This window comes from Rhizobacter sp. P2_H2, from assembly GCF_056403375.1.
This window is the reverse complement of sequence record NZ_JBFUFP010000992.1, coordinates 1-2,009: the sequence shown is the minus strand read 5'-3', so window position 1 is coordinate 2,009 and position 2,009 is coordinate 1. Positions and strand designations below refer to the sequence as shown.

The 2,009-nt window shown below is 71.4% G+C and carries 1 protein-coding gene and 1 pseudogene; both read right to left on the bottom strand.

The window, feature by feature from the left end; genetic code table 11:
• A pseudogene (locus AC1D15_RS29190) lies at positions 1–472 on the bottom strand (MinD/ParA family ATP-binding protein); the annotation flags it as partial.
• Between the two features lie 52 nt (positions 473–524).
• Positions 525–2,009 (bottom strand): flagellar biosynthesis GTPase FlhF (flhF, locus tag AC1D15_RS29185; RefSeq protein ID WP_477828771.1); only part of this gene is annotated, 1,485 nt, incomplete at its 5' end.

Here is a 2,009-nt window from a genome sequence, read left to right as displayed (position 1 = left end):
GGGTCACGCTGCTCGGGCGGTCGTCGGCCAGCAGCAGCGGGCGGGCCTCGCTGCGCATGAACAAACGGCACAGGTCGGTCTCGGTGGCATGCACCAGCACCACGTCGGCATGCGGCGCGGCATCGGCAGCGGCATGCAGGAAGTTGGCGGTGCTGCCGTGCGCGTCCACATAGCGGATCGGCAGGCCGCGCGCGGCCAGGTACGACACCTGGTGCGACAGCGCCTCGACGCAGCCGGTCAGGCCGACGGCCGTCAGCTCGGCCGGGGCCGGCGCGCGGTCGGAGGCGTCGATCACCAGCACATGCGCGCCCAGCTCGCCGAAGGCGGTGCACAGGCGCTCCAGCATCACGCCGCCGAACGCCATGTTCGGGTTGGCCACCACCGGCACGAAACGCACGCGCGTCTGGCCGAACAGCTGGCGCAGGCCGTGGGCCTGGTCTTGCGGGAACGAGGAGTCGTAGGCGTCGTGCATGGGGCGCTGAGGACGAGTCGAGGGGGCTGTTCTTGTGGGATCGGGCGAGCGATCAGGCGTGCAGCGATCCGCGGGTGCGCAGCGCCGGCTGGCGCGCCGTGAAGATCAGGTTCACGTCGTCGGCATCCATGCGGTAGGCGGTGCCGGTGTTGGCGCGCAGCGCGCGATGCACCAGCGCGTGGGCCGACAGGCGGTGCCAGTCTTCGGGGACGCGCTGGCCGTTGGCGACGCCGACCACCTTCAGCTTGTGGCGGATCAGCGCGTCGAGCGCCGGGGCCAGCTTGACGGCTTCGTCGAGCTTGGACAGCACGATGCCCTTGCAGGCGGCGGCGCGGTACGAAACCATCACGTCCTCGATGGTCTCGCCCTGCGCGGCGGCGTTGACGACCAGCAGCTTCTGGATCGAGCGGTGGGCCAGCATGTCGAGCAGTTCGCGGGTGCGGCTGTCGCGCTGCGCCATGCCGGCGGTGTCGATCAGCACCATCTTCTTGGCCGCCAGCAGTTCCAGCAGGTCTTCGAGCGAGGCGCGGTCGTGGGCGGTGTGCACCGGCACGCCGAGGATGCGGCCATAGGCGCGCAGTTGTTCGTGGGCGCCTACGCGGTAGGCGTCGAGCGTGATCAGGCCGAGGTTGGCGGCGCCGTGCTTGGTGGCGAAGGCGGCGGCGATCTTGGCGGCGCTGGTCGTCTTGCCGACGCCGGTGGAGCCGATCAGCGCGTAGACGCCGCCCTGGTCTTCGAGCGCGGCGTCGTTCTCGCCGGTGATCAGGTTGCGCTCGAGGATGTTGGCGGCCCACGAGGTCTCGTCGCTGACGTCGTTCGGCAGGCTCTCGGCCAGCTTGCGGATCAGCGCCGGCGAGAAGCCGCTGTCGAGCAGCTTCTGGATCAGCATCGCCTGGGCGGGCTGGCGCTGCAGCTTCTCCATGAAGGCCAGGGCACCGAAGCGCTCCTCGATCAGGCCCTTCATCGAGCGCAGCTCGTTCATCATGTCCTGCTGGTCGCGGCGGGCCGAGGCGTTGACGGTGGAGCGTGCATCGGCGAGCGAGACGACCGGTGCGGCGGGCACCGGGGCGGGCGTGTGTTGCTGGGCATGGGCCTGGGCACGTGCATCGGCCAAGGCCTGCGCGTGGGCCTGAGCCTGCGCTTGAGCGGCGGCGGCCTGCTGTTGCTGCACGCGGATTTCTTCGCGCAGCACCGGCGGCTCGCGCAGCGTGGCGCTGCGGCCGCCGACGGCCTGCATCGGCGCGTGCTGCACCGGCGCCGGGTGCATCGCCTGCCGTTCGGCCAGGCGCTGCTCGAGCGCGGTCGGCAGCGGCAGCTCGTCGTCGGGCATGAAGCTGGGTTCGTTGTCGCGGCCGTGCTGTTGCTGCATGGCGGCCTGGCGGCGCTTGAGCATGCGCTCACGCACGTAATCCTGGAACGACAGCGTGCTCATCGACAGGCGGGCGACGTCGTCGGTGACTTCCATCGCCGGGGCGGGGGCCGGTTGCGGGGCCGGTGCGGGGCGAGCGGGCTGGGCGCGCGGTGCGGCGGCGCGCTT